This window comes from Pseudomonas mosselii, assembly GCF_019823065.1.
Taxonomy (GTDB): Bacteria; Pseudomonadota; Gammaproteobacteria; order Pseudomonadales; family Pseudomonadaceae; genus Aquipseudomonas; species Aquipseudomonas mosselii.
Window position 1 is genome coordinate 4,519,665 of record NZ_CP081966.1, and the last position, 19,823, is coordinate 4,539,487.

General features: G+C 66.1%; 22 protein-coding genes. 12 read left to right on the forward strand and 10 right to left on the reverse strand.

Annotated features, from left to right (window positions below; all coding sequences use genetic code 11):
* Positions 1–128 precede the first annotated feature (128 nt).
* The 4 genes from scpB to K5H97_RS20895 all read right to left on the reverse strand — a co-directional run bounded on the left by scpB (position 129) and on the right by K5H97_RS20895 (position 3,232).
* The gene (gene scpB, locus K5H97_RS20880) at positions 129–890 is read right to left on the reverse strand and encodes an SMC-Scp complex subunit ScpB (protein ID WP_028691083.1); all 762 of its coding nucleotides are present in this window, start codon (positions 888–890) and stop codon (positions 129–131) included.
* Between the two features lie 14 nt (positions 891–904).
* Complete coding sequence (locus K5H97_RS20885) at positions 905–1,603, reverse strand: segregation and condensation protein A (protein ID WP_162175263.1); 699 nt, start codon at positions 1,601–1,603, stop codon at positions 905–907.
* 125 nt (positions 1,604–1,728) lie between these two features.
* The gene (locus K5H97_RS20890; RefSeq protein WP_036986145.1) at positions 1,729–2,358 is read right to left on the reverse strand and encodes an L-threonylcarbamoyladenylate synthase; all 630 of its coding nucleotides are present in this window, start codon (positions 2,356–2,358) and stop codon (positions 1,729–1,731) included.
* 13 nt (positions 2,359–2,371) lie between these two features.
* Positions 2,372–3,232 (reverse strand): PHP domain-containing protein, encoded by an 861-nt coding sequence (locus K5H97_RS20895; protein ID WP_028691086.1) that lies wholly within the window; start codon positions 3,230–3,232, stop codon positions 2,372–2,374.
* Positions 3,233–3,299: 67 nt separating this feature from the next.
* Here K5H97_RS20895 and K5H97_RS20900 point away from each other — a divergent pair, with 67 nt between their 5' ends.
* The 6 genes from K5H97_RS20900 (at position 3,300) to K5H97_RS20925 (ending at position 7,365) form a co-directional block, all read left to right on the forward strand.
* Positions 3,300–3,896: a septation protein A gene (locus K5H97_RS20900; RefSeq protein ID WP_028691087.1), complete on the forward strand. Its 597-nt coding sequence runs from the start codon at positions 3,300–3,302 to the stop codon at positions 3,894–3,896.
* A 1-nt stretch (position 3,897) separates the two neighbouring features.
* Positions 3,898–4,197 (forward strand): YciI family protein, encoded by a 300-nt coding sequence (locus K5H97_RS20905; protein WP_028691088.1) that lies wholly within the window; start codon positions 3,898–3,900, stop codon positions 4,195–4,197.
* 159 nt (positions 4,198–4,356) lie between these two features.
* A complete protein-coding gene (locus tag K5H97_RS20910) occupies positions 4,357–4,734 on the forward strand; it encodes a translation initiation factor 2 (protein ID WP_371349942.1) in 378 nt (125 codons plus the stop codon).
* A 7-nt stretch (positions 4,735–4,741) separates the two neighbouring features.
* Positions 4,742–5,419: a response regulator transcription factor gene (locus K5H97_RS20915; RefSeq protein ID WP_028691090.1), complete on the forward strand. Its 678-nt coding sequence runs from the start codon at positions 4,742–4,744 to the stop codon at positions 5,417–5,419.
* 129 nt (positions 5,420–5,548) lie between these two features.
* Positions 5,549–5,965 carry a Spy/CpxP family protein refolding chaperone gene (locus K5H97_RS20920; RefSeq protein WP_028691091.1) on the forward strand — a complete coding sequence of 139 codons (417 nt, stop codon included), beginning with the start codon at positions 5,549–5,551 and terminating at the stop codon, positions 5,963–5,965.
* A gap of 68 nt (positions 5,966–6,033) precedes the next feature.
* Positions 6,034–7,365: a sensor histidine kinase gene (locus K5H97_RS20925; protein WP_028691092.1), complete on the forward strand. Its 1,332-nt coding sequence runs from the start codon at positions 6,034–6,036 to the stop codon at positions 7,363–7,365.
* A gap of 32 nt (positions 7,366–7,397) precedes the next feature.
* On the opposite strand, the gene K5H97_RS20930 is transcribed toward K5H97_RS20925, so the two are convergent.
* Positions 7,398–7,955, reverse strand: a complete 558-nt coding sequence (locus K5H97_RS20930) for a nitroreductase family protein (RefSeq protein WP_028691093.1) — start codon at positions 7,953–7,955, stop codon at positions 7,398–7,400.
* A gap of 181 nt (positions 7,956–8,136) precedes the next feature.
* Here K5H97_RS20930 and K5H97_RS20935 point away from each other — a divergent pair, with 181 nt between their 5' ends.
* Positions 8,137–9,591 (forward strand): TrkH family potassium uptake protein, encoded by a 1,455-nt coding sequence (locus K5H97_RS20935; RefSeq protein WP_028691094.1) that lies wholly within the window; start codon positions 8,137–8,139, stop codon positions 9,589–9,591.
* On the opposite strand, the gene K5H97_RS20940 is transcribed toward K5H97_RS20935, so the two are convergent.
* Positions 9,548–10,594, reverse strand: a complete 1,047-nt coding sequence (locus tag K5H97_RS20940) for an AraC family transcriptional regulator (RefSeq protein WP_028691095.1) — start codon at positions 10,592–10,594, stop codon at positions 9,548–9,550. The two genes, K5H97_RS20935 and K5H97_RS20940, sit on opposite strands and share 44 nt — an antisense overlap.
* A gap of 154 nt (positions 10,595–10,748) precedes the next feature.
* On the opposite strand from K5H97_RS20940, the gene K5H97_RS20945 reads away from it, so the two are divergent.
* Both K5H97_RS20945 and K5H97_RS20950 read left to right on the forward strand, forming a co-directional pair.
* A complete protein-coding gene (locus K5H97_RS20945; protein ID WP_028691096.1) occupies positions 10,749–11,060 on the forward strand; it encodes a DUF962 domain-containing protein in 312 nt (103 codons plus the stop codon).
* A 102-nt stretch (positions 11,061–11,162) separates the two neighbouring features.
* A complete protein-coding gene (locus K5H97_RS20950) occupies positions 11,163–11,747 on the forward strand; it encodes an HD domain-containing protein (protein WP_028691097.1) in 585 nt (194 codons plus the stop codon).
* A gap of 16 nt (positions 11,748–11,763) precedes the next feature.
* Here the strand turns inward: K5H97_RS20950 and K5H97_RS20955 are convergent, their stop codons facing one another.
* Positions 11,764–12,579: a UDP-2,3-diacylglucosamine diphosphatase gene (locus K5H97_RS20955; protein ID WP_028691098.1), complete on the reverse strand. Its 816-nt coding sequence runs from the start codon at positions 12,577–12,579 to the stop codon at positions 11,764–11,766.
* A gap of 124 nt (positions 12,580–12,703) precedes the next feature.
* Here K5H97_RS20955 and K5H97_RS20960 point away from each other — a divergent pair, with 124 nt between their 5' ends.
* On the forward strand, positions 12,704–13,498 hold the full coding sequence (locus K5H97_RS20960) for a helix-turn-helix transcriptional regulator (protein WP_028691099.1): 795 nt from the start codon (positions 12,704–12,706) through the stop codon (positions 13,496–13,498).
* Positions 13,499–13,556: 58 nt separating this feature from the next.
* Entirely contained in the window at positions 13,557–14,444 is an 888-nt protein-coding gene (locus K5H97_RS20965) for a DMT family transporter (RefSeq protein WP_028691100.1), read from the forward strand.
* On the opposite strand, the gene K5H97_RS20970 is transcribed toward K5H97_RS20965, so the two are convergent.
* Complete coding sequence (locus tag K5H97_RS20970) at positions 14,445–14,726, reverse strand: SelT/SelW/SelH family protein (protein ID WP_028691101.1); 282 nt, start codon at positions 14,724–14,726, stop codon at positions 14,445–14,447. It lies immediately after the preceding gene.
* A gap of 66 nt (positions 14,727–14,792) precedes the next feature.
* On the opposite strand from K5H97_RS20970, the gene K5H97_RS20975 reads away from it, so the two are divergent.
* A complete protein-coding gene (locus K5H97_RS20975; RefSeq protein WP_028691102.1) occupies positions 14,793–16,979 on the forward strand; it encodes a patatin-like phospholipase family protein in 2,187 nt (728 codons plus the stop codon).
* Between the two features lie 94 nt (positions 16,980–17,073).
* On the opposite strand, the gene K5H97_RS20980 is transcribed toward K5H97_RS20975, so the two are convergent.
* Complete coding sequence (locus K5H97_RS20980; protein WP_028691103.1) at positions 17,074–17,511, reverse strand: MarR family transcriptional regulator; 438 nt, start codon at positions 17,509–17,511, stop codon at positions 17,074–17,076.
* 138 nt (positions 17,512–17,649) lie between these two features.
* A complete protein-coding gene (gene recQ / locus K5H97_RS20985) occupies positions 17,650–19,797 on the reverse strand; it encodes a DNA helicase RecQ (protein ID WP_028691104.1) in 2,148 nt (715 codons plus the stop codon).
* Positions 19,798–19,823: the final 26 nt, after the last annotated feature.

The window sequence follows — 19,823 nt, forward strand, 5'->3', positions numbered from 1 at the left end:
CGGTTCGGCGGGGGAACGCACTGGAGGGTAGAAGGTTTTTGATGATAGCTCTGTAGGTTCCGCCCAAAGGTATGCGTTGGCGATGCCAGCCTCATCGCGGGGCAAGCCCGCTCCCACAAAGCCGGCAGTCAGGCCTTTGGTTCATCCTCGGGCTCGATGGACGCCTCATCGCGCAAATCATCGAAATCGGTCTTGAGCCCCTCTTCCATCGCATCCAGCTCAACCAGCAGCGAGCGAAAACTGGTCTCCTCCTTGGACTCCACCTCTTCGCCCTCCTCGTCCAGGCTGGCATCGGCCATGGCTTGCAGATGCGCTGGCACCGGCGCCTCGTCCGGATCGAGCATCGGTTCAGGCTCCAACTCGCGCAACTCGGCCAATGCCGGCAGCTCGTCGAGGCTCTTGAGGTTGAAGTGATCGAGAAACGCCTTGGTGGTGGCGAACATCGCCGGCCGGCCAGGCACCTCGCGGTAGCCGACGATACGGATCCACTCGCGCTCCATCAGGGTCTTGATGATGTTGCTGTTGACCGCCACGCCGCGCACGTCCTCGATCTCGCCACGGGTGATGGGCTGGCGATAGGCGATCAGCGCCATGGTTTCCAGCAGCGCGCGGGAATAGCGCTGCGGGCGCTCCTCCCACAGGCGACCGACCCAGGGCGCATAGTCTTCGCGAATCTGCAGGCGATAGCCGCTGGCCACCTCCTTGAGCTCGAAGGCACGGCCGCTGCAGGACTTGCCCAGCACCTCCAGGGCCTTCTTGAAAACAGCGGGGGCCGGGCGCTCGGCCTCCTCGAACAACTCGTGAAGGCGTTCGAGGGATTGCGGCTTGCCCGAGGCAAGCAGGAAGGCCTCGATCAGCGACGCCAGTTCGCGGGGTTCGTTCAGGTTCATCGGTAGTCGTCAGGTCACTCTGCCCGGGCACGGACGTGGATCGGGGCGAAAGGCTCATTTTGCACGAGTTCGATCAGCGATTCCTTCACCAGTTCGAGAATCGCCATGAAGGTCACCACCACGCCGAGCTTGCCCTCCTCGCGGGTGAACAGTTCGACGAAAGGCACGAAGCCACCGCCCTTGAGGCGTTCGAGCACCTCGCTCATGCGCTCGCGGGTCGACAAGGTCTCGCGGGTGATCTGGTGGCTCTCGAACAGGTCGTTGCGGCGCATGACCTCGGCCATGGACAGCAGGATCTCCTCCAGCGCCACCTCCGGCAGCAGCTTGCGCACCTTGGCCTGGGGCGCCTCGAGGCGCGGCACGACGACGTCGCGGCCAACCCGCGGCAGTTCATCGATGCCTTCGGCGGCAGCCTTGAAGCGCTCGTACTCCTGCAGGCGGCGGATCAGTTCGGCGCGCGGGTCGCCCTCCTCTTCCTCGATCTCGCTGGAGCGCGGCAGCAACATGCGCGACTTGATCTCGGCGAGCATGGCGGCCATCACCAGGTACTCGGCGGCCAGTTCCAGGCGCACGCTCTTCATCAGTTCGACATAGCCCATGTACTGGCGAGTGATCTCGGCCACCGGAATGTCGAGGATGTCGATGTTCTGCTTGCGGATCAGGTACAGCAGCAGATCCAGCGGGCCTTCGAAGGCCTCAAGGATCACTTCCAGCGCGTCCGGCGGGATGTACAGGTCAACCGGCAGCTCGGTCAGGGCTTCGCCGTAGACCAGGGCCAATTGCAACTGCTGCGGCGCTTCAGCCTCCAGGGCCGGCGCCTCGGGCGCTTCCAGCTGGCTCACACGTTGACCAGGAACGGCGTGGGGTCGCCGCAGCCTTCACGGATCAGCTCCGGCTCGTCACCGGACAGGTCGATGACGGTCGAAGCCTTCAGGTCGCCGAAGCCACCGTCGATGATCAGGTCGACATGGTGCTCCAGGCGCTGGCGGATCTCGTAGGGATCGGTCATCGGCTCATCGTCACCCGGCAGGATGAGGCTGACGCTCATCAGCGGCTCGCCAAGCTCTTCGAGCAGGGCCAGGACGATGGGGTTGGACGGCACGCGCAAGCCGATGGTACGGCGCTTGTCGTGCAACAACAGGCGCGGCACTTCACGGGTGGCGTTGAGGATGAAGGTATAGGGCCCCGGAATGTGCGCCTTGAGCAGGCGGAACGTCGCCGTGTCGATCTTGGCGAAAGTGCCCATCTCGGACAGGTCGCAGCACAGCAGGGTGAAGTTGTGGTTCTTGTCCAACTGGCGCAGGCGGCGCACCCGCTCGATGGCACCTTTGTCGCCGATCTGGCAGCCCATCGCATAGGCCGAGTCGGTCGGGTAGACCACGACCCCACCCTTGCGGATAATCTCGACCGCCTGCTTGATCAGGCGCGCCTGCGGATTTTCCGCGTGGATCTGGAAAAATTGGCTCACGTAGTCGTCCTGTTCATACCGCCATAGGCTGTTCATGTCGGAATCGGCGCCACAGGGGTGGCAGGTCCTCGGGCAATGGCCGGTAGGCACCGATCTCGCCCCAGGTGCCAGGGCCGTGGAAGTCACTGCCGGCGCTTGCCAGCAAGCCGAACTCACGGGTAAGGATCGACATGGTCCCCACCTGCTCGGGCGGCATCATCCCATTGACCACCTCCAGCGCCTGCCCTCCTGCCTGAATATAGTCGGCAATCAGCCGTCTGCGCTTGCTGCGGGTCAGTTCGTAGTGCATGGGATGGGCCAGGCTCACCCAGGCATTGGACTGGCGCAACGTGGCGACAGTTTCCTCCAGCGTCGGCCAGTGCAGCTTGACGTCCCCCAACTTGCCGGCGCCCAGCCACTTGCGAAAGGCCTCGCCACGGTCCTTGACGAAACCTGCGCGCACCAGGAATTCGGCGAAGTGCGGGCGCGCCGGAGCGTTGCCGCTGTCACCCAGCTCCTGCTGCACGGCGCGCGCGCCGTCCAGCGCGCCGGGCATGCCCTTGGCCGCCAGCTTGCGGTCGATTTCCTCGGCGCGCAGCCAGCGGCCACGGTGCAGGTTGTCGATGGCCTCGAGCAAGGGCGGGGCACCGAGCGGAAAATCGTAACCCAGCACATGGATGGTGGCGCCGCCCCAGGTGCACGACAACTCCACCCCGCTGATCCACTGCATGCCGTTGTCCAGGCAGGCCTGGCGGGCCTCGGGCAGGCCTTCGAGGGTGTCGTGGTCGGTGAGAGACAGCATCCGCACCCCGTGCTCATGGGCCCGGGCGACCAGTGCCGTGGGCGACATGGCGCCGTCGGAGGCCGTGCTGTGACAGTGCAGATCAACATTCATGGAGGAGCGCTTTCGCAGGAATCGATGTTTGTTATTATGCCGTCACATCCCGCTTCTGGCTGCCACTGTGAAACAATTCATCGATTTCATCCCGCTGCTGCTGTTCTTCATTGTCTACAAACTGGACCCGCGCCCGGTCGAATTCGCCGGCCACGGCTTCGAGTTTGGCGGGATCTACAGCGCCACCGCCATGCTGATCGCCAGCTCCGTGGTGGTCTACGGCGCGCTGTTCCTGCGCCACGGCAAGCTGGAAAAGGGCCAGTTGCTGACCCTGGTTGCCTGCCTGGTGTTCGGCGGCCTGACCCTGGCCTTCCACAGCGAGACCTTCCTCAAATGGAAGGCGCCGGTGGTCAACTGGCTGTTCGCCCTGGCCTTCGCCGGCAGCCACTTCATCGGTGACCGGGTGCTGATCAAGCGCATCATGGGCCACGCCCTGACACTCCCTGAAACAGTCTGGACCCGCCTGAACCTGGCGTGGATCGGCTTCTTCCTGGTGTGCGGCGCCGCCAACCTGTTCGTCGCCTTCACCTTCCAGGACATCTGGGTCGACTTCAAGGTGTTCGGCAGCCTGGGCATGACCGTGCTGTTCCTGGTGGCCCAGGGTGTCTACCTGTCGCGTCACCTGCACGATACCGACCCTTCCACCTCCAAACCCAAGGACTGACATGCTCTACGCCATCATCGCCAGCGACGTCGAAAACTCCCTGGAAAAACGCCTGGCCGCACGCCCCGCCCATATTGAGCGCCTGCAACAGCTCAAGGCCGAGGGCCGTGTAGTGCTTGCCGGCCCGCACCCTGCCATCGACAGCAACGACCCGGGAGCCGCCGGTTTCAGCGGCAGCCTGATCGTCGCCGAGTTCGATTCGCTGGCGTCGGCCCAGGCCTGGGCCGACGCCGACCCGTACATCGCCGCGGGCGTCTACGACAAGGTCGTGGTCAAGCCATTCAAGCAAGTCCTGCCATAAACGGGCTGTTGAGCACAGGCCTTGTGGTAGCAGGCCAAGGCCGCGCCGACAAAGCCTGCTTCTTGCCACACCCCGCGCTGCGCTATTCATAAATTCCGACAACCGGCCGACAACCTCCTGAATCGATACGAATCAGGAGTTCCAATGCGTCAAGGTCCGATGTCCCTGCTGCTTTGCCTGTTGCTGTCGTCCCCTTTCGCCGCGGCCGAACAGCCGCTGTCGCTGGAAGCCGGGGCGCGGATCACCGAGCTGCAGCAGCGCCTGGAAGAAAGCGAGAAACAGCGCGACGCGCTGACCCTGCAACTGCAGAACCAGGACAACGCGCGCGAAAGCGCCCAACTCTCGCGCCTGCGCCAGGACAACCAGCGTCTGAAGCTGGCGGTCAAGGAGCTGCAGGCCGCCAGCAGCGCGCCCCAGCGCCTGCTCACCGACCAGCAGCAGTGGTTCCTGATCGGTTCGGTCGTTGCACTGTTGTCGGCAGTCTGCGGTATCTTAGCCAGCGGCGGACACAGAAGACGCCGGCAATGGTTGAATTGAGTGAGACATGAGCGAGCTGTTACTGATTGATGATGACCAGGAACTGTGCGAGCTGCTCGGCAGCTGGCTGACCCAGGAAGGGTTTGCGGTGCGCGCCTGCCACGATGGCCAGAGTGCGCGCCAGGCCTTGGCCACCCACGCCCCGGCGGCGGTGGTGCTGGATGTCATGCTGCCCGATGGCAGCGGCCTGGAACTGCTCAAACAGTTGCGCAGCGAGCACACCGACCTGCCGGTGCTGATGCTCTCGGCCCGGGGCGAGCCGCTGGACCGCATCCTCGGCCTGGAGCTGGGCGCCGACGACTACCTGGCCAAGCCCTGCGACCCCCGCGAGCTCACCGCCCGCCTGCGCGCCGTGCTGCGCCGCAGCCACCCCAGCGCGCCCAGCAGCCAGGTCGAGATCGGCGACCTGACCTTCAGCCCGGTGCGTGGCGTGGTCAGCATCGACGAGCGCGAGATGACCCTTACGCTGTCCGAGAGCCGCATCCTCGAGGCGCTGCTGCGCCAGCCCGGCGAGCCGCTGGACAAGCAGGAACTGGCGCAGATCGGCCTGGGTCGCAAGCTCACGCTTTATGACCGCAGCCTGGACATGCACGTCAGCAACCTGCGCAAGAAGATCGGCCCGCACCCGGATGGCCGCCCGCGCATCGTTGCCCTGCGCAGCCGCGGCTACTACTACAGCTTGTAGGCGTTGGGGGGCCGCTTCGCGCCCCCGCTCATCTTTACCCAGCCTTTACCCTCGCCTGACCGCCCTTGACCTTGATCTCCCTAGACTGGGCTCATCCGGTAACCGCCGGCCCCTGAAAGGAGAGACACCATGCGCAAGACCCTGATCGCCCTGATGTTCGCCGCCGCCCTGCCGACCGTGGCCATGGCCATGCCTGACGGCGGCCCGCGCCACGACGGCCCCCATCATCGCGGTGACGCGCCTTTCGCCCAGCTGGACCTGAGCCGCGACCAGCGCCAGCAGATCGGCAAGCTGATGGGCGAGCAGATGCAGCAGCGCCGCGACATCACCGAGCGCTACATGGCCAAGCTGCCGGCCGCCGAGCAGAAAGCGATGAAGGACGAACTCAAGGCCAGCCACGACAAGACCGACGGCCAGATTCGCGCCCTGCTCAAGCCCGAGCAGCAGAAGAAGTTCGACGAATTGCAGAAGGAACGCGCCGCGCGCAAGGCCGAATGGAAGGAGTTCCAGGCCTGGAAGGCTGAAAAAGCCGGCAAGGCCCAGTAAGCTGTCAGCCCGATGCCCGGCCCGCGCCCCGCGGGCCGGGCTTTCGCCCTTTCTCGGAGGTGCTCGTCTTGCGTTCACTGTTCTGGCGCATCCTGGCCAGCTTCTGGCTGGCCATCGCCCTGGTCGCCGGGCTGTCGATCCTGCTCGGGCACATGCTCAACCAGGACACCTGGATCCTCAGCCGCCATCCGGGCCTGAACAACTTGGCCAGTCACTGGGCCCAACACTATGAACAGGACGGCCTGGAGTCGTCACAGCGCTTCCTGGAGCGACGCAAGCAGCGCTACAAGATCGACGTGCAGGTGCTCGACGACAGCGGCGATGCCGTGGTGCCCGGTACCTTCCCGCGCCGCGCCGCCGCCTTCGAGGCGCGCCAGCACAACGACGAGCGCCGCCTGCCCTGGCGCCGCCTGACCGAGGAATACACCAGCCCCACCAGCGGCGAGACCTATCTGCTGATCTACCGCATTCCCCACCCCGAACTGGCCGCCTGGCACCGCGAGAGCCTGATCTGGCCGCTCAGCGCCCTGGGGATCGCCCTGGTGGTACTGACCCTGTTCAGCCTGCTGGTCACCCTGTCGATCACCCGACCGCTCAGCCGCCTGCGCGGCGCGGTGCACGACCTTGGACAAACCAGTTACCAGCAGAACAGCCTGGCGCGGCTGGCAGTGCGCCGCGACGAGTTCGGCGTGCTGGCCAACGATTTCAACAAGATGGGCGCGCGCCTGCAGAGCCTGATCGGCAGCCAGCGCCAGCTGCTGCGCGATGTATCCCACGAATTGCGCTCGCCGCTGGCGCGGCTGCGCATCGCCCTGGCCCTGGCCGAACGCGCCGAACCGCAGCAGCGCCAGGCCCTGTGGCCGCGGCTGACCCGCGAGTGCGATCGTCTGGAAGACCTGATCAGCGAGATCCTGGTGCTGGCCCGGGTCGATGCCGACCAGGCCCATGCCGAGCCCGTTGACCTCAATGCCTTGCTGGGCGGCGTGCGCAAGGACGCCCAACTGTCAGCGCCGGAACAGGACGTGCGACTGGAGGCGCAGGCAGGCCTGACCTTGCACGGCTGGCCGACCTTGATCGAACGGGCGGTGGACAATTTATTGCGCAATGCCCTGCGCTTCAATCCGGCCGGGCAGCCAATCGAGGTGCATGCCCGCCGCGAACAGGATCGCATCGTGCTGAGCGTGCGCGATCATGGGCCGGGGGTGGCGGCAGAGCACCTGGCGCAGTTGGGCGAGCCGTTCTTCCGGGCGCCGGGGCAGGAGGCGCCGGGGCATGGCCTGGGGCTGGCGATTGCGCGCAAGGCGGCTGAGCGCCATGGCGGAAGCCTGGTGCTGGGCAATCATCCGCAGGGTGGGTTCATTGCGACGCTGGCGCTTCCCTGCAACCTCAGTGCTGGCTGACAAATCGCGGGGCCGCAGAGCGGCCCCAATGCTCACTCGCCCCAGGCGCTGACGTACCGCGCCGTCTCCAGGACCGGCGCCGTGCGCGGCTCGCCCATCGGCGTGCCGACATACAGGTAGCCGACCACCTCTTCACTCGCCTCAAGGCCCAAGCCCTCGTGCACATGGGCGTCGTACGCCATGTCGCCGGTGCGCCACACGGCGCCGATACCCTGGGCGTGGGCGGAAACGAGGATGCCGTGGGCGGCGCAGCCGGCGGCCAGGCGCTGCTCGATCTTCGGCACCTTGAAATGATCCTGCAAGCGGGCGATCACCACGATCAGCAACGGCGCCCGCAGCGGCATCGCCCGGGCCTTGTCCAGCGCGGCCGGAGTGGCATCGCCCTTGGCCTGCACCGCCTCGGCGAACAGCTCGCCGAGCTTCTCGCGGCCCTGCCCCTCGATAGTCAGGAAGCGCCAGGGACGCAACTGGCCATGGTCCGGCGCACGTAGCGCGGCCTGGAACAGGGCCTCGCGCTGGGCGGCATTGGGCGCCGGTTCAGTCAGGCGTGGCACGGAAACACGGTTGAGCAATGCGTCGAGAGCCTCCACGGGCTACCCTCCTGGCAGATTGGAAGTGCGGCCATTCTGCACCATAGCGCCGCCCTTGTGGGAGCGGGATTGCCCTGTCGCAGGAGCAGCAGCGCTTCCACGACACGCTCAATCGTACGTTTACATCACCTCCCCCACAGGTAGAATGACGCCCTTTCCGTAGCGAGTCAGAGCAGATCACATGGCGTTGCCGACCTTAAGGATCATTGGTTTCATCATCGGCATCTTCCTGATCACCCTGGCAGTGAGCATGGTGGTGCCCATGGCGACCCTGGTGGTCTTCGAGCGCACCGGCGACATGCCGTCGTTCCTCTGGTCGAGCCTGATCACCTTCCTCGCCGGGCTCGGCCTGGTCATCCCCGGCCGCCCCGAGCACGTGCACCTGCGTCCCCGCGACATGTACCTGCTGACCGTCAGCAGCTGGCTGGTGGTCTGCGTGTTCGCCGCCCTGCCGTTCCTGCTGACGCAACACATCAGCTACACCGACGCCTTCTTCGAAAGCATGTCTGGCATCACCGCCACCGGCGCCACCGTGCTCAGCGGCCTGGACACCATGTCGCCGGGTATCCTGATGTGGCGCTCGATGCTGCACTGGCTGGGCGGCATCGGCTTCATCGGCATGGCGGTGGCGATCCTGCCGCTGCTGCGCATCGGTGGCATGCGCCTGTTCCAGACCGAGTCCTCGGACCGTTCGGAAAAGGTCATGCCGCGCTCGCACATGGTCGCCAAGTCGATCGTCGCGGTGTATGTCGGCATCACCGTGCTCGGCAGCCTGGCGTTCTGGTGGGCGGGGATGAGCCCATTCGACGCGATCAACCACGCCATGTCGGCGATCTCCACCGGCGGGTTCTCCACCTCCGACCAGTCCCTGGCCAAATGGGACATCCCTGCGGTGCACTGGGTCGCGGTGGTGGTGATGATTCTCGGCAGCGTGCCGTTCACCCTGTACGTGGCCACCCTGCGCGGCCACCGCAAGGCACTGATCAAGGACCAGCAGGTGCAGGGCCTGCTGGCCATGCTGGTGGCCACCTGGCTGGTGCTCGGCACCTGGTACTGGGCCACCACCGACCTGCACTGGCTCGACGCCCTGCGTCACGTGGCGCTGAACGTCACCTCGGTGGTCACCACCACCGGCTTCGCCCTGGGCGACTACAGCATGTGGGGCAACTTCTCGCTGATGCTGTTCTTCTACCTGGGCTTCGTCGGCGGTTGCTCGGGCTCCACCGCCGGCGGCATCAAGATCTTCCGCTTCCAGGTCGCCTACATCCTGCTCAAGGCCAACCTCAACCAGCTGATCCACCCGCGGGCGGTGATCAAGCAGAAGTACAATGGCCATCGCCTCGACGAAGAGATCGTGCGTTCGATCCTGACCTTCTCGTTCTTCTTCGCCATCACCATCTGCATCATCGCCCTGCTGCTGTCACTGCTGGGCGTGGACTGGATGACCGCGCTGACCGGCGCCGCCGGCACGGTGTCGGGTGTAGGCCCCGGGTTGGGCGAGGTGATCGGCCCGGCCGGCAACTACGCCAGCCTGCCGGACGCGGCCAAGTGGATCCTCTCCGGCGGCATGCTGCTGGGCCGCCTGGAGATCATCACGGTGCTGGTGTTGTGCATGCCGGCGTTCTGGCGTCACTGACCGACAACCGCGTGCGGTACTCGCTCGGGGTGGTGTCGAACCAGCGGCGGAACGCCCGGTAGAAGTTGCTCGGATCGGCGAAACCCAGCAGGTAGGCGGTCTCCAGCAAGGTGGTGCCGGGCTGGGCCAGGTACTGCTCGGCCAGTTCGCGGCGGGTGTCGTCGAGCAGGGTCTGGAAGCTGGTGCCCTCGTCCTGCAGACGTCTTTGCAAGGTGCGCTGCGACAGGTGCAGGGCCTGGGCCACGGTCTCGCGCTTGGGCTCGCCCTGGGGCAGGATGCGGCACAGCACCTGGCGCACGCGGTGGGTCACGCGGCTTTCCGAGAAGCGCGCCAGGTATTCCCCGGCAAAGCGATCATGCAGCACCGCCATCGCCTCGTTGGCGGTCGGCAGCGGCGCCTCCATGTCGGCACGCTCGAGCACCAGCGCGTCATGGGGCGCGCCAAACACCAGCGGTGCATGGAACGCCACCTTGTACGGCTCGACATTCTTCGGCTGGCCGCCCTGGATCAGCACCCGCCGCGGCTGGATCGGCCGCCCGCTGAGCCAGGTGCACAGGGCCAGGGCACAGGCCAGGGAGGCCTCGGCGCTGTGCCGGGTCGGTGGCAGGTGATCGCCATGCACGGTCAGCACCAGGGCGTAGCCGTCCGGCTCGAGGCGAAAGCTCAGGTCCGAGCTCTCGGCGATGATCCGCTGGTAGCGCACCAGGCGCTCGAAACCCTCGGCCAGGGTGCGGCTGGACATCAGCGCATAACCCACCACATGGAACGAGGCCGGTCGCACCACCCGGGCCATGTTCAGGCCGATGGCCTCATTGCCCGACAACTCGACCGCCAGCTGCCACAGCCGGGTCATCGAATCCTGGGTGAATCGCGCATCGGGGTCGTCGAGGGCGGAAAAGTCGAGCCCTAGTTGCTTGAACATGGCCGGACAATCGAGCCCTTCCAGCTCGAGTGCCTTGACGATCCCTGATGCCCAGCTGGCTGACGTGGTTCTCTCACTCATGACAGGCTCTTGTGCTGACCGCTCCTGCGGTGAACCGAAAGGATACTCAATTGGCGCCTATTGTCACTGGCCACTGCCCCCAATGACTCTAGACTCGATTCAGGCTCCACGCCGTGTATCCTGTAAGCACGACCCGCAGATCCGGAAACCCGCCATGACCCGCACAGCGCAGTTCCGCAGTTTTGCCGAGTTCTATCCCTACTACCTGGGCGAGCACAGCAACGCCACCTGCCGTCGCCTGCACTTCGTCGGCACCAGCCTGGTGATCGCCCTGCTCGCCTACAGCATCGGCAGCGGCCAGTGGCTGTTGCTGCTGACCGTGCCGCTGGCCGGCTACGGCTTCGCCTGGGCCGGGCATTTCTTCTTCGAGAAGAACCGGCCGGCCACCTTCACCCATCCCTGGTATAGCCTGGTCGGCGACTTCGCCATGTTCCGCGACATCCTGCTGGGCCGGCTCAGCCTCTGAATCGGCCCGCAAGGCCAGGTTCGCGTCCCGGCCGGCCACTGCCAAAGCCCGCGCCCTGGCCAACACTGCCAGGCATGCCCCCGACACGAGTGGCCCGCGGCGATGAACAAGCAAGCGAATTTCAGCCACATGCGCGACGGCACCGCCCAGGACTGGGCAATCATTGCCGACGACTTTCGCGCCTATGCCCAGCAGTTGCCCCAGCGCATCCTCGCCCACCTGCGCCTGCTCGATGGCGACTTCGGCGGTTTTCCCATCGATCGCCTGAGCCACTCGCTGCAGACCGCCACCCGCGCCTACCGTGACGGCCGCGACGAGGAGTACGTGGTCTGCGCCCTGCTGCATGACATTGGCGACACCCTCGGCAGCTACAATCACCCGGATATCGCCGCAGCGATTCTCAAGCCCTTTGTCAGCGCCGAGAACCTGTGGATGGTCGAGAAGCACGGGATCTTCCAGGGCTACTATTTCTTTCACCACCTAGGCATGGATCGCCACCTGCGCGAGCAGTTCAGCGATCACCCGCAATACCAACGGACCATCGAGTTCTGCGCGCGCTACGACGCGGCGGCATTCGACCCCGAGTACCCGAGCCTGCCGCTGTCGTTCTTCGAGCCGATGATGGAGCGGCTGTTCGCCCGGCCCAGGCAGTCGATCTACAAGACAGCCCTGAAAGCGTCGGCCTGACCGGCAGGGACGGCGATCAAGCCGGTTCACCAAGCTCCGCCAGGCGCGACGCGGCTTCCCGCGCCTGCGCCTCGGCGAACCGGTACAGCTCGATCCGCCCGTCCCAGTGCTCGATCAGCGCCGTGCACGACTCCACCCAATCACCGCAGTTGAGGTACTCCACCTCGCCCACCCGACGAATCTCGGCATGGTGGATATGCCCGCACACCACGCCCTGGAAGCCACGCCGGGTGCACTCGTGGGCGATGGCGTCTTCAAAATCGCTGATGAAGTTCACCGCCCCCTTGACCTTGTGCTTGAGGTACGCCGACAACGACCAATAACCGTAGCCATAACGGGCGCGCCAGTGGTTGAGCCAGCGGTTGAGCACCAGGGTGAATTCGTAGGCCCGGTCGCCGAGAAACGCCAGCCAGCGGTGGTAGCGGGTGATCACGTCGAACTGGTCGCCGTGGATCACCAACAGCCGCCGGCCATCGACGGTGAGGTGCTCGGCCTCGTCCACCAGCTGGATATTGCCCAGGATCAGTTTCGAGTAGCGGCGCAGGAACTCGTCATGGTTACCGGTGACGTAGATCACTTCGGTACCGCGCTTGCTCAGGGTCAGCAGGCGGCGGATGACGTTGGTGTGAGCCTGGGGCCAGTAGATGCCGCCGCGCAGTTTCCAGCCGTCGATGATATCGCCGACCAGGTAGATGCGCTCGGCCTGGTAGCCCTTGAGAAAATGCGCGAGGTGTTCGGCCTGGCAATCCCGGGTGCCCAGGTGCACATCGGAAATCCACAGGGTGCGGACACGCAGCTTGCGTGACGGGCGAAGGGGTTCGGCGTGGGTCATGGGCAGGCTCCGGCGCTGTTTGCTGGAGACTGGCAGGCACCGGTGACAGATTGGTGGCAGGTGCATGACCATCCTGCGTCCGCCTTGAGGTGTACACTCTTCACCTGCTTCGTGAGGACTCACCATGACCGCCGCCCCCCTGCTTTCGCTGCGCCATTATCGCCACGACCTGATCGCCCACAGCCACGACCACTCGCAACTGGTGTTCGGCCTGGGCGGACGCCTGGATTTCGAGGTGGATGGCCGCGGCGGCAGGGTCGGTCGCCAGGACCTGATGGTGGTGCCTGCCGGTGCCCACCACACCTGCGGCAGCCCCGAGGGTAGCCACTGCCTGGTGCTGGACGTGCCAGGCGGGCACTGGCTTGGCGAGCACCTGGGCGAGCACGCCGACAACAGCCGCCGCCTGCTCGACCGCCCCGGCCCCCTGGGCCTGGACAGCCGCCAGCAGCAGTTGGTGGACTGGCTGGCGGCAAGCCCGGTGGACGACCCGCTGATTGCCCGCCAAGGCGCGGTGCTGTTGCTGGCCAGCCTCAACCCGCAGGTCGGTGCCCCGGTACTGGCCAGCAGGCGCCTGCCCTATGCCGCCTTCGACCGGCATATCGAGCAGCACGCCGCCTATCCATTGCAGGTCGCCGATCTGGCGCGGCTGGCCGGGCTTTCCAGCGCGCGACTGCATGCGCGTTTTGCCAGCGAGCGCGGTATGACGCCGATGGACTATATCCGTGAGCGGCGGTTGGCGATGGCCCGGCGACTGTTGCGTGAAACGCTGTTGCCGGTGGGCGAGGTCGCGGCGCGGGTGGGGTATGGCTCGCAGAGTGCCTTCAGCGCGGCGGTGATGCGGGCGTTCGGCTGCACGCCGCTGGCGTTGCGGCGCGAGTCTGGCGACAACGGGCGCGAGGTGGGCGACAGACACAGCTAGACCGGGCTCTTACACTGAGCGCCAGGATCTTCTCTCCCTGCGAATGCAAAGGACCACCATGAACCACCGCACCGCCCTCGGCGCCCTGCATATCGGCGCGCTGTTCTTCGGCCTGACCGGCGTCTTCGGCAAGCTGGCCGCCAGCGCCAGCCCCTCGATCATCGTCTTCGGCCGCGCCCTGTTCGCGGTGCTGGCCCTGACCCTGTTCGCCGGCCTGGCGCGCCAGGCCTGGCAGCCGCTGCGCGGCCAGGACCTGCGCCGCCTGCTACTGGGCGGCGCGCTGCTGGCCGGGCACTGGGTGAGCTTCTTCATCGCGGTCAAGGTCGGCGGCGTGGCCATCGCCACTCTCGGTTTCGCCAGCTTCCCGGCCTTCACCGTGATCCTTGAGGGCCTGCTGTTCCGTGAACGCATCCGCCGCAACGAAGCGCTGCTGGTGCTGCTGGTGAGCATTGGCCTGGTGCTGGTCACCCCGGCCTTCGACCTGGCCAGCGAAGCCACCGGCGGGCTGCTCTGGGCGCTGCTCTCGGGCCTGCTGTTCTCGCTGCTGTCGCTGACCAACCGCGCCGGTTCCGGGCGCCTGCCCGCCGTGCAGGCAGCGCTGTGGCAGAACCTGGTGGTGAGCCTGTGCCTGCTGCCGTTCGCCGCGCCCGGCCTGGACGCGGTGACGCCGCTGGACTGGCTGTGGATCGCCCTGCTCGGCGTTTTCTGCACCGGCGTCGCCCACAGCCTGTTCGTCGCCAGCTTGGCGGTGATCAAGGCGCGCACAGCCGCGGTAGTGTTCGGCATGGAGCCGGTGTACGGCATCGCCGTGGCCTGGGTGGTGTTCGCCGAACAGCCGACCCTGCGCATGCTCGCCGGCGGCGCCTTGATCATCTTCGCCATCGTGCTGTCCAGCCGCCTGGCCGCCGAGCAACCCGCCCGCCAGCCACAGCCCGAAAGCGCCTGATCAGCGATCGTTGTGGCCCAGGTCGCGCTGCGGATCGATCTGGTCGCGCACCCGCTGCTTGAGCACCTTGGCCTCGGGGAAGCCGCCGTCGGCCTTGCGTTCCCAGATCTGCACGCCGTCGCAGGTGATGCGGAACACCCCGCCGGTTCCAGGCTCCAGCGCCACCCGGCCGAGGTCGTCGGCAAAGGTGCTGAGCAGTTCCTGGGCCAGCCAGGCGGCGCGCAGCAGCCACTGGCACTGGGTGCAATAGGTAATGACGATTTGTGGCTTGCTGTCTGCCATGTAGGGAAACTCAGTAGGAAGGGCCGCTTATACTAGCGGTCTTTATCCTCTGGTTTGAGACTCACGATGCGCCGCCTGCTGTACTGCCTCCTGCTGATGCTCACCTCCTTCGCTGTGCTTGCCGCCGAGACGGCACGGCCGAAGATCGGCCTGGTACTGTCGGGCGGCGCCGCCCGCGGCCTGGCCCATATCGGCGTGCTCAAGGCCCTGGAGGAACAGGGCGTGCGCATCGACGCCATCGCCGGCACCAGCATGGGCGCGGTGGTCGGCGGGTTGTACGCCTCGGGCTACAGCATCGCCGAGCTGGAAAACCTGGCCACCACGCTGGACTGGCAGCAGGCACTGTCCGATGCGCCGCCGCGCAAGGATGTGCCGTTCCGACGCAAGCAGGACGACCGCGACTTCCTGGTCAAGCAGAAGCTGAGCTTTCGCGACGATGGCAGCCTGGGCCTGCCGCTGGGGGTGATCCAGGGCCAGAACCTGGCCCTGCTGCTGGAAAGCAAGCTGGCCCACACCGCCGACATTCGCGACTTCGACAAGCTGCCAATCCCCTTCCGCGCCGTGGCCACCGACATCACCAGCGGCGAGAAGGTGATCTTCCGCCGCGGCCACCTGCCCCAGGTGATCCGTGCCAGCATGTCGATCCCGGCGGTGTTCGCCCCGGTGGAGTTGGACGGCCGGCTGCTGGTGGATGGCGGCATGACCGACAACATCCCGGTGGATGTGGTGCGCGAAATGGGCGTGGACCTGGCCATCGTCGTCGACATCGGCACCCCGCTGCGCAACCGCAAGCAACTGGCCACGGTGGTGGACGTGCTCAACCAGTCGATCACCCTGATGACCCGGCGCAACTCCGAGGAACAACTGGCCAGCCTGCGCCGCGAAGACATCCTGGTACAGCCACCGCTGTCGGCCTTCGGCGTTACCGATTTCGGCCGCGCCCGGGACATGATCGACGCCGGCTACCGCGCCACCCGTGCCCTCGACCCGCGCCTGGCGGCGCTGCGCCAGCCCGAGGGCGACAGCAACCTGGCGGTGGCGCGCTCGCCGAAACAGCGCACGCCGATCATCACCGCCATCCGCGTGGAGAACGACTCCAAGGTCAGCGACGACGTGATCCGCTACTACATTCGCCAGCCCGTCGGCGAGCCGCTGGATCTCGGCCGCCTGCAGACCGACATGGGCACCCTCTACGGCCTGGACTACTTCGACCAGGTGCAATACCGCGTGGCGCACAAGGGCGACGAGCATACCCTGGTGATCAACGCCCGTGGCCGGCGTGGCGGCACCGACTACCTGCGCCTGGGCCTGAACCTGTCGGACGACTTGCGTGGCGACAGTGCCTTCAACCTCGGCGCCAGCTACCGGGTCAATGGCATCAACCGGCTCGGCGGCGAATGGCTGACCCGCGCGCAGATCGGCGACGAGCAGGAACTGTACAGCGAGTTCTACCAGCCCCTGGACGTGGGCTCGCGCTACTTCGTCGCCCCTTACCTGGCCTTGGGCTCGCAGAACGTCGAGGCGACCCTGGACAACGACCCGGTGGCCGAGTACCGCCTGGAACGCTATGGCTTCGGGCTCAATCTCGGCCGGCAGATCGGCACTTACGGCGAGGTGCGCCTGGGCGTGGGCAAGGCCTGGGGCAACGCCGAGGTGCGCATCGGCGACCAGGACCTGCCCAAGGTCAGCTTCAACGAGGGGTTCTACGAGCTCAAGTACTCGTTCGACACCTTCGACAACGTCTACTTCCCCCACAGTGGCGAGGACATCGGCCTGACCGTGCGCAAGTACGACAAGTCACTGGACTCGGACCAGAACTACCGGCAGTGGCTGTTCAACCTGGACAAGGCCTTCAGCAGCGGGCCGAACACCCTGGTGCTGGGCGGCAGGTATGGACGTACGCTGGATGACGCCGAGGTGGTCACTTCAAGCTTCGTGTTCGGCGGCGCCCGACAGCTGTCGGGCTTTCGCCAGGACTCGATCTCGGGGCAGAACATGAGCCTGCTGCGCATGGTCTATTACCGCCGCCTGACGCCACGGGCCTACCTGCCCCTGGACTTCCCGTTGTACCTGGGTGGCTCGCTGGAGCGTGGGCGGGCGTGGAACAACGACAATGAGTTCGACAGTGGCTATATCAATGCGGCGAGCATCTTCCTGGGGCTGGAAACGCCGCTGGGGCCGTTGAACCTGAGTTATGGGGCCAACGATGCCCATGAGAAGGCGGTGTACCTGAACCTGGGGCACACCTTCTAGAACGATCGCGGGGCAAGCCCGCTCCCACAAGTCATGCAGACAATTGCGCAAGCAGACTCGTGGGAGCGGGCTTGCCCCGCGATTGATGAAGGGTTCAGGACTTCTCGAGATTATCGAGAATCTTCGCATGCACGCGCATGCACACTTCCATGTCGGCCTCGTCTATGCCGGTGAACAGCTCGAGGCGCAAGGCGTTGGCGATGGTCTCGATCTGATCGATCAGCGGCTTGGCCGGCGGGCACAGCAGGATCTTCTTGGCCCGGCGGTCTTCCATCACCGCCTGGCGGCGTACCAGCCCCTGGCTCTCGAGGCTGTCGAGCAAGCGCGCCAGGGTCGGGCCTTCGACGCCCACGCTCTGGGCCAGCTCACGCTGGGTCGGCGCCTCGTCGAACCTGGCCAGGTGCAACAGCACCAGCCAACGGGCTTGCGACAGGTTGAGCCCGGCCAGGCGTCGGTCCAGTTCGGCACGCCAGCCCCGAGACATCTGGGCCAGCTGCATGCCGAAGCGGTGTTGGTTGTCGGTCAGGGGCATAAGCAACTCAATGAATAGAACTAATTATTAGCCAGCTAATCATGGCCCGGCCAATCAGGCAAGGTTCGATGCCTCGGAAATTGCTGATAATCATGTAAGGGTATGACAAAGGTCAGCAATTGGCGCAAATGCCGGCAATCACAAGCCGAACTCCACCGCCAGCGCCGCCCGTACGCAATGCAGGACGCCTTCCGGCACCCGCTGGCCAAACAGCGGCGCCACGCCGGACACCGGCGGCAACTCGCCCTCGCCGTCGAGGAAGGCGTCCTGCACCTCCATCATCAGCTCCTCCGGCAGGTCCAGGGCCTGCTCCAGGCTCAGTTCCTGGCGGCCGATGGCCTCGGCCAGCAAGCTGTAGACGTTCTTCTCGGTGCAGTTCAGTTGCCCGGCGATCTGCGCCGGGGTCATGCCGGCGCGGGCCAGGCTGACCAGTTCGTGGCGCAGGTCGAGCACCACCTTCGGCGCCTCCTCGGTGCCGCCGGCGCCGTTGAGCACCTCGAGGAAGGCCTGGCCGTAGCGCTCCAGCTTGCGCGCGCCGACACCGCTGACCTGGGCCATGTCGCTGAGGCTGGTGGGCATGCTGCGCAGCATCTCCAGCAGCGTCGAGTCGGGGAAGATGACGTAGGGCGGCACGCTGTGCTCTTCGGCCAACTTGCGCCGCAAGGTACGCAGCGCTTCCCATAGTTCGCGCTCCTCGGCGCGCACCAGTTGGCTGGCCGGGCTGCCGCCACTGCCGCCGGAGGCCTTGGCCGCGATCTGCGGCTTGAGGTCGCGGCGCAGTTGCAGGTTCACCTCGCCGCGCAGCAACGGCCGGCAGCTGTCGGACAGGCGCAGGCCGCCATAGCCTTCCAGGTCGATATCCACCAGGCCACGGGCCACCAGCTGGCGGAACAGCGAGCGCCATTCGGCCTCGGCCAAGGCCTTGCCGACGCCGAACACCGAGAGTTTCTCGTGGCCGAAATTACGTACTTTTTCGGTGTCCTTGCCCAGCAGCACATCGACCAGGTGGCCGACGCCGTAGCGCTGGCCGGTGCGGAACACCGCCGACAGCGCCTGACGGGCAGGTTCGGTGGCGTCCCAGGTCTGCACATTGTCGACACAGTTGTCGCAATGCCCGCACGGCTGATCGAGCACTTCGTCGAAGTAGGCCAGCAACGACTGGCGACGGCAGCGGGTCTCCTCGCACAGCGCCAGCATGGCGTCGAGCTTGTGCTGCTCGATACGCTTGTGGCGCTCGTCGCCCTCGGAGTTCTGCAGCATCTGCTTGAGCATCACCATGTCCTGCAGGCCGTAGGCCATCCAGGCATCCGAGGGCAGACCGTCACGGCCAGCGCGGCCGGTCTCCTGGTAATAGGCCTCGAGTGACTTGGGCAGGTCAAGGTGGGCGACGAAGCGCACGTTGGGCTTGTCGATGCCCATGCCGAAGGCGATGGTCGCGACCATGATCAGCCCTTCCTCGTTGAGGAAGCGGTGCTGGTTGGCGGCGCGGGTCTCGGCGGCCAGGCCTGCGTGGTACGGCAGCGCCGGGAAGCCCTGGTCGCACAGGAAGGCGGCGGTCTCGTCGACCTTCTTGCGCGACAGGCAATAGACAATGCCGGCGTTGCCGCGGCGCTCGCCGAGGAACGCCATCAACTGCTTGCGCGGCGATTCCTTGGGCACGATGCGGTAGAAGATGTTCGGCCGGTCGAAGCTCGACAGGAAGCGCTCGGCGCCCTGCAGGTGCAGGCGCTGGACGATCTCCTCGCGGGTGCGCATGTCGGCGGTGGCGGTCAAGGCGATGCGCGGTACATGCGGGAATAGCTCGGCGAGCTGGCCCAGTTGCAGGTACTCGGGACGGAAGTCATGACCCCACTGCGACACGCAGTGAGCCTCGTCGATGGCGAACAGGGCAATATCCAGGCCGCGCAGGAAATCCAGCATGCGCGGCTGGACCAGACGCTCAGGGGCCAGGTAGAGCATCTTCACCTCGCCACGGCGCAGGCGCCCGGCCAGGTCGCGCTGCTGCTCGGCGCTGAGGGTGGAGTTCAGCGCCGCGGCGGCCACGCCCAGCTCGTCGAGGGTGGCGACCTGATCGTCCATCAGCGCGATCAGCGGCGACACCACCACGGTCAGGCCCGGGCGCAGCAGGCCAGGTACCTGGAAGCACAACGACTTGCCACCACCGGTGGGCATCAGCACCAGGGCGTCGCCGCCGCCTGCCACACATTCGATGATCGCTGCCTGGCGCCCGCGGAAACTGTCGTAACCGAAGACATCCTTGAGGACGCGCTGAGCCTGTTCGAGCATTTGCCACTCCAAAATCGCCGTACCAT